A 6070-nucleotide genomic window follows, 5' to 3' on the forward strand; every position below is an offset into this window, starting at 1 on the left:
AGCTAAAACATCAGACCAGCCGAATGATGAGGAACGTGTGGAGGAAAGCGGGGGCATCGTTAAACGCAAACCAGTCAGTTTGTCGGAAAAGCCCGGCAACCTACTTTCAAAGGAAGGCTTTGCGCTTTACGTGGGTAAAACCCCAGCAGCAATTGTAGCAATGGCCAAGGCCGGAAAACTCCCAGCTTTTTACATGGCTGATCCACTAAAGCCCGGAGGGCATGCAGAGTTATGGATTAGCCGTAAAGAGTGGGACAAGTTTGCTGATCAGCTTGTTGAAGATGCACCGGCAGAATGGCACGGATGGAAAGACCGTATTAGTGCAAGTAAGCCTTGCCGTGGACGCGGCCGCGCAGCATAGAAGAGGCCAGTGATATGCAAAACCCAATCTCTTTAGCACCACTGCTCTGGAATCATCAAACCGCACGTCCCATGAATAATTCAATTACACATGGGAAAGGCCGCAAAGGAATCATTATCTGCTCACGCCGTTCTATGCGCGCGGTAGCAGTAAAACGGTTTTTATCATGGGGGAAGAAATGACAGTAATCACTGCAGCTATCGTAATGAATCAGCCTGCCGGGCTTCGCGCTGCTGTTGGGGAGCGCCTTGCACCCGCGCGCTGGCAAACCTCTTGTGATTTTTATAACAAGATGAGTGAACGTGAACGTCTGACCATCTGTTTTCATGCTCAATTAAGACAACGGCATTCAGTTATGAAATTGCAGGAAATGAACGATTGTGATCGTGAGCGTATTGTCTGCGCAATTGATGAACTTCGTGCTGCTTTTGCAAAGTACCGTAGTTTCAGGATCACCAAGTCATGTTTTATCGGACGTTTAAATATTAGCGAACGCCGCACTTTATATTTTCATGCAGGATTAACGGAAGAAGAATTCAGCCAGCCATATTGGCGAATCGATGACGAAACCTGCTCATGGAGAGAGGCTTTATTCCGGGCACTACGGGAATTATTTAGCCTGTTCGAAAATGCGCCGACTGTATTAACGTCGGTTCGCCCCGAAACTTACCTCCACTAATTAACCATTTTTAATTCTGCGCTTGATTGCGTAGGGAATCCCTTTGTCTGGAGCCAGAGATGAGCTTAACAGTTGGTCAGGAAATGAGAAATAAAGCAGACAGCGAAGCAACGAATTGGATGTTAAATCAGGCACGAAATCAGGCTAAGGCTGATGCAGCAATCACCTTTTCCTCGCATCTGGATTCACTAATTAGTCACGCGATTCAAGAGCAATTAGATAGGGTTGAAATTCTTGAATTACTCGGACAAGAGTCCATCCGTTTTCACAACGAAGGTTTAGAAAATAAAGGGGTGATGTAATGCCAGATTTAATGGATTCCGTGCAGGAAAGAAATCTCGAAATTTTGACTTATCAGGTAGCTGCACATCGTATTCATAGCAATGGGGTATCGGCCTCAGTCTGTGAAGACTGCGGCCAGCCAATCCCTGCGGCACGTCGCGCAGCATTTCCGGGTGTCGTGCGTTGTGTGCCATGTCAAGAAATCACCGAACAGCAGAAAAAACATTTCAGGAGCTAAGCATGATTCGAATTTCCGTAGGTGACAATTGGGTTGTGACGAGCGACTGCTACCAGTTCATTCTCAACAAAAAGAAAACTGTTCTTTCTGGTGATAAGAAAGGGCAGGGATATTTAGAAGTAGTTGGATATTACGCCAAAATTGAACAACTAATAAATGGTCTTATCCATTTTGAGATTCGTCTTTCCAACGTTAATGAAATAGCTGCTTTATCAAAGGTAATAAATCAAGTGGCAGAGTCATGCCAGAAATCTTTTTTACAAGCAGAAAAGAAATCTAATTAATGTCTCATTTCCATGGTACTCCAATATGGGGTGATGCTGGAGAGATTCACCGGATCGCAGTTTCTGGCTCCGGTGCATTTGTTTCATATGCTCGCCCAGACCAATTACAGCAGTCATTAACTATTGCTGATGCTGTTGCAATCGACAACGGGGCTTTCAGCGCATGGAAGCGTGGGCTTAAAATTAATTGGTGTGACTTTTACACGTGGTTAGCACCTCATTACTCAAATAAAAAAATGATTTTTTTTGTTATTCCCGATGTTGTTGAGGGTGGGGAGATTGATAACGATGTATTGATAAAACAACTGCCAACAGCTTTCCGAGATAAGGCAGCTCCAGTCTGGCACCTTCACGAGAGTTTTGAACGTTTAGTCTCACTATGCGAAGAGTGGCCACGTGTATGTTTTGGTTCCTCTGGGGAGTATGCGCAAATTCGAACACCCCGCTGGCACAAACGAATGTTAGATGCATTCGATATGATTTATCTCCGTAAGGGTTATACAACTAAAATACATGGGCTGAGAATRCTTGATGGCCGAGTGTTGGGTAACTACCCACTACACAGTGCTGATAGTACGAACCTCGCCTGTAATGTGCCTAAATACCTTAGTAAATATCCAGAGCTTACAAATAATGTTTTGGCTGCTGGATATGGAATGGAGCAAGTAAAGCGTCATCGTTGCGCAATTCTTAAAGGCGCTATTGAAGCAGTTTCGCCACCTACAATATCTGAGTGGTTAGAAAGACGACGTGCCACTCCAGTTCAGTTTGAACTTCTTAATGAGTGGTGCGGTTAATGCTCGATCATTTAGCCGCTGCGTTGGAAGATAAGGAATGGAGTTATTACTGGAACGCTCCCCGTCCTGCAATCTCAAAAGAAAGACCTCTTACCCGTGATGAATTCCATCAGGGGCAAGATGCCTTACGTAAAATCCACGCACTGCCATTTTTTCTAAGCGGCATTTTCTCGGGTCGATATGAATACCTGAAAGAAAGTAGCGGTTTACTGGCTGCTCATCGCTATCTCATCAACGTTTTTATGCCACGCATTTGGCCACGTATCGAAGTCGTACAGGCTAAATATGAGCTGATTTTAAATGGTCGAACTAACGAAATATTCACCGATGAAGCCGAGAGCTACCGCCAGCTAGCGGGTATGAATGACAAGGCGCTGAAACGTCTCGCTATGCAAATTTCATCACGGCTTTTCACCGAATATGAAGAGCAAAGCGATCAGCTCCTAAGCCAGCACAATGGCGTTCAAGCCAAGCTTTTCACCGATAGCGCACAGCAGAAAATTTATGGTGAGGTTGCCAGTGCTGCCCGCGTTTTTAATATCACTCCAATGCACTGGCAAAAATATTGTAAACGCAAACTGGATATGCGCGCAGCGTTCTCCAGTATCGCGCGATTGGTAAATGATGAGTGGTGGATTCGACAGTTAAAAGCGCAGCGCACGCAGTGGCGCGAATCTCTCCTGATTGCTGTTGGCGAGGTTAGTCTGCAAAAGTCTGGCTATGCGAGCAAACAGGCTATCCGGGATGTTCGGGCGCGCCGTTTAGCAAACATGGAATATCTTAAATCCTGCGATTTAGAAAACATCGAAACAGGGGAACGTATAGATCTCATCGATAAGGTTATGGGGAGTATTTCTAACCCTGAAATCCGTCGAATGGAGTTGATGAGCACTATTGCAGGTATTGAAAAATATGCCTCAGAAGTTGGTCATGTTGGCATGTTCCTCACGATAACCACTCCGTCAAAATACCATCCAACACGCATGGTCGGGAAAAAGACTGATCGCCGCGTTAATTTCAATCATAAGTGGGATGAAGAGGCGTTTTCACCAAAGGATGGCCAGCGCTATCTGGTGAAAATCTGGGGCAAGATGCGTACAGCATTCAAAGATAACGGCATCAAGGTATACGGAATGCGCGTAGTTGAGCCTCACCACGACGCTACACCTCACTGGCATATGATGCTGTTTTGCGATAAAGCTCACCGTCAGCCTGCCGTTGACATCATGCGCCGCTATGCACTCCAAGAAGATGGAGATGAACGGGGGGCACAAGCTCAGCGTTTTGAGTGTAAGCATTTAAATAAAGGCGGGGCGGCAGGCTATATCGCTAAATACATAGCCAAGAATATTGATGGTTATGCTCTGGAAGGTGAGATAGACCATGAGACTGGCCGATCATTGTCAGAGACTGCCGCAGCCGTTACTGCATGGGCTTCTACGTGGCGTATCCCGCAATTTAAGTCCATTGGTGTACCAACAATGGGAGCCTATCGCGAGCTGCGCAGATTGCCGCGTGGTGTGAGCATCGCTAACGAGTTTGACGAATTTGTCGAAGCTGCCAGAGCAGCAGCCGATGGTGGCGATTTTGCCGCATATATTTCTGCGCAGGGTGGGGCGAATGTCCCTCGCGACGAGCAAACGGTAAGAACTGCCCGCCAAGTGATTGATGAGTTAAACGAGTACGACGAAGAGATCCAGAAAATCATCGGCGTTTATGCCCCTCATCTTGGTACTGACCTCATCCACGAAACACGTACAACAAAATGGCGCATTGTCACCAAGGCAGTTGAAGTTGCCGTTCATCCTTTGAATTTAATAAGCGCCTCCGGCGCGCCTCGGAGTCCTGTCAATAACTGTGGGAAGGTTGAGAGAGAATCAGGACAGTTAATAATTCMGATATCTTCGGAGTATACCGCAGCGGTCTTGAAGTTAATTGAAGAGGGGAGTATTGGGTGGGACGACACAGACGTCGTTATGGTGTTGAGAGACGCTATAAGGAGGCGATTACCGACGGTTAAACATCTACAGCAAAGCTATAACCCTTCAAAATCTCGAAAGCTAGCACCCTCTTCGAGACTAACGAGGGAAGAGCGAACAAGATTCGTAAGGATATTCCATGATTTGGTGAAAATAGGTATCCACCCATCAAATTGGCAATTAGATGTGCTGGCGCGTGGGGCCACGATGCTAATTAATGGGAAGGAAATATCTTATCCTATTATAGATTTCAAAACCCAAACCCTTCAGCAGGGGTTTCTTTAACAGTAAAAAGGTAATTTTGTAAAACATCATCTACTTTTTTATAGTATGATTTATTCGGCATTGCTATTATTAGGTTTTTGTCGAACGAGTTTATTTTTAAAGCTTTTTTAATCTCATTTAGATTGTTACCAGACAATAATATATTAGCTTTGCATTTGGATTCATTATTAATCAAATCTGTTTTTGACTGGCCAACGACGATTAAAGGTCTGTTTAAATCCAAAGCAGCTTTTGATGCGTGCAAGCTACCGCCGGGTACACCACTTTGAACGAGAAAAACAGCAGACGCTAGCGCAGCTTGTACGGCATCTCTTTTTACAAAGTTAGATCTTGCTATGAAAGAATCATAGTGGTATTCACTAACGAGCGTACCATTTTGAGCTAAAATATCCTCAGCAAGCTTTCTATTACTTTTAGGGTAAATAGTTTCCAGGCCGTGAGCTAATACAGCAATTGTTTTTCCTTGCACATCGATACAGGCCTGATGTGCAAGCGAGTCAACACYAATTGCTAAACCGCTGACTATATTCCAACCATTTTCAGAAAACCATTTTGTAAGGTTTTTTGCGATGATCTCCCCGTGTCCAGTTGGTTCGCGAGTACCAATTACAGTAATGCATTTTTCGTTAAGCGCTTCTAAATTACCTGCACAGAAAAGTATCGGCGACGGGGTTTCTATGAGTCTCAGAGAATGAGGATATTCCTTGTCAAAAAAAGAGATTATTCTGTGTTTCTGTGTGTCAGATTTATGAATCTGATCTTCAGCAAAAGAAACCGCTGAATCGATTTCATTTGCTGAATATTTTTTGTTTAAGGACTTCTCTGTAATGTCACTAATACTCATATCATCAAAGTGTTCTAGATTAGCCAAAGAAGAAAGTGACTTTTCTCCGACACCTTTTAATTGGCTAATTGCTAAAAGCTTTTTTGTGTTTATAGAGACAAAACTCACAAGATATCCTCTGTATATCGACAATTTCTCACAGTATAGTACTCTTCACATGTCAGGAAAAGTTCTCCCTTCTTGTTTCTCTTTTGGTACATGTTTCCACCACAAGATGGACATTCTTTAATCCTCATGTTCTCTGTGTGTTTACATTGAGGGGTTTCATGAAATCCGGTACACCCCCAGAAGTGAGTGTCGTCTTTGTGATTCGTGCGTAAT

At 44.4% G+C, this 6070-nt stretch carries 9 protein-coding genes; 7 read left to right on the forward strand and 2 right to left on the reverse strand.

What is annotated here, in order from left to right:
- The first annotated feature begins 37 nt into the window (after positions 1-37).
- From AC1DUO_RS22955 to AC1DUO_RS22985, 7 genes are all read left to right on the forward strand, one after another.
- Positions 38-361 carry a Cox family DNA-binding protein gene (locus AC1DUO_RS22955; protein WP_477988914.1) on the forward strand — a complete coding sequence of 108 codons (324 nt, stop codon included), beginning with the start codon at positions 38-40 and terminating at the stop codon, positions 359-361.
- 178 nt (positions 362-539) lie between these two features.
- A complete protein-coding gene (locus AC1DUO_RS22960; RefSeq protein WP_013574791.1) occupies positions 540-1040 on the forward strand; it encodes a hypothetical protein in 501 nt (166 codons plus the stop codon).
- A gap of 59 nt (positions 1041-1099) precedes the next feature.
- On the forward strand, positions 1100-1342 hold the full coding sequence (locus AC1DUO_RS22965; protein WP_015689583.1) for a DUF2732 domain-containing protein: 243 nt from the start codon (positions 1100-1102) through the stop codon (positions 1340-1342).
- Positions 1342-1560 (forward strand): TraR/DksA family transcriptional regulator, encoded by a 219-nt coding sequence (locus AC1DUO_RS22970; protein ID WP_477988905.1) that lies wholly within the window; start codon positions 1342-1344, stop codon positions 1558-1560. The genes AC1DUO_RS22965 and AC1DUO_RS22970 overlap by 1 nt, the downstream gene beginning before the upstream one ends.
- A 2-nt stretch (positions 1561-1562) precedes the next feature.
- Positions 1563-1844: a DUF5405 family protein gene (locus tag AC1DUO_RS22975; protein ID WP_477988907.1), complete on the forward strand. Its 282-nt coding sequence runs from the start codon at positions 1563-1565 to the stop codon at positions 1842-1844.
- Positions 1844-2641 (forward strand): hypothetical protein, encoded by a 798-nt coding sequence (locus AC1DUO_RS22980; protein ID WP_477988909.1) that lies wholly within the window; start codon positions 1844-1846, stop codon positions 2639-2641. The genes AC1DUO_RS22975 and AC1DUO_RS22980 overlap by 1 nt, the downstream gene beginning before the upstream one ends.
- Positions 2641-4905, forward strand: coding sequence for a replication endonuclease (locus AC1DUO_RS22985; RefSeq protein ID WP_477988911.1), 2265 nt, complete (start codon positions 2641-2643; stop codon positions 4903-4905). Before AC1DUO_RS22980 ends, AC1DUO_RS22985 begins: the two co-directional genes overlap by 1 nt.
- Here the strand turns inward: AC1DUO_RS22985 and AC1DUO_RS22990 are convergent.
- Complete coding sequence (locus tag AC1DUO_RS22990) at positions 4871-5857, reverse strand: DNA-processing protein DprA (protein ID WP_477988913.1); 987 nt, start codon at positions 5855-5857, stop codon at positions 4871-4873. The genes AC1DUO_RS22985 and AC1DUO_RS22990 overlap by 35 nt on opposite strands.
- Complete coding sequence (locus AC1DUO_RS22995; RefSeq protein ID WP_477988915.1) at positions 5854-5985, reverse strand: hypothetical protein; 132 nt, start codon at positions 5983-5985, stop codon at positions 5854-5856. The genes AC1DUO_RS22990 and AC1DUO_RS22995 overlap by 4 nt, the downstream gene beginning before the upstream one ends.
- Positions 5986-6070 lie beyond the last annotated feature (85 nt).

The sequence above is a fragment of the Rahnella sp. P4_A8 genome, assembly GCF_056402435.1.

What these genes read in the sequence shown, in the direction of transcription:
- AC1DUO_RS22960 (WP_013574791.1), top strand. Translation starts at nt 540, where the DNA reads ATGACAGTAATCACTGCAGCTATCGTAATGAATCAGCCTGCCGGGCTT.
- AC1DUO_RS22995 (WP_477988915.1), bottom strand. Translation starts at nt 5,985, where the DNA reads ATGAGGATTAAAGAATGTCCATCTTGTGGTGGAAACATGTACCAAAAG.
- AC1DUO_RS22965 (WP_015689583.1), top strand. Translation starts at nt 1,100, where the DNA reads ATGAGCTTAACAGTTGGTCAGGAAATGAGAAATAAAGCAGACAGCGAA.
- AC1DUO_RS22970 (WP_477988905.1), top strand. Translation starts at nt 1,342, where the DNA reads ATGCCAGATTTAATGGATTCCGTGCAGGAAAGAAATCTCGAAATTTTG.
- AC1DUO_RS22975 (WP_477988907.1), top strand. Translation starts at nt 1,563, where the DNA reads ATGATTCGAATTTCCGTAGGTGACAATTGGGTTGTGACGAGCGACTGC.